The sequence below is a fragment of the Natrinema soli genome (assembly GCF_028618695.1).
Map to the genome: position 1 here is coordinate 1 of NZ_JAQIVI010000660.1, position 593 is coordinate 593.

At 69.6% G+C, this 593-nt stretch carries 1 protein-coding gene; it reads right to left on the minus strand.

The window, feature by feature from the left end; all coding sequences use genetic code 11:
* Positions 1-593, minus strand: a 593-nt coding sequence (locus PGX04_RS29410) for a DUF7972 family membrane protein (RefSeq protein WP_465263857.1), incomplete at both ends; no start/stop codon positions are given.

Sequence of the window (593 nt, forward strand, 5' to 3'; positions counted from 1 at the left end):
GCCGGGCGGTCGGACGGCACCGCGGGCCTCGTAGGAGCGGTGGAACTCGCCGGGCGGCGTGAACGCGCCGGGTGCGGAGGTGCGCTTGAGGACCGCCGAGATCCGAACGACGTACGCGAACAACACCGCGAGCGGGCTGAACGCGACGGCGAGCGCGGCACTCACGAGAACGAGCAGCCACCCTTCGAAGGCGACCGGCGGGTAGCCGCTCGCGTAGATCATGATGACCAGCGTCGAGAGCAGTATCGCGGCGGTGCCGCTGTAGGTGATCAGCCGCGACAGCCGCGCGAGTTCCCGCTGGAGGTAGATCGTCGTGAAGTACTGCCGCGTCGCGTCCGCAATGACGAACAGTTCCCGGAGCTCCGAGAGCAGCGACGACGCTCGAGCGGGCAGTTCCTCGTCGAACCTGTGCTCGAGCCGGCGGGCCTCGTTGGCCGCGCCGGCGTAGTCGTGGTCGATCGTGGGCAGGACGACGGCGAACACCGACTCGGTCCCGCCGGTAAGCCGCGACGAGAGATCCTCGGTGTGCTCGCGCGTGCGCGAACCGAAGCGACAGATCGACTCGAGGGCGGAGATCGGCGTGTCGGCGGCGG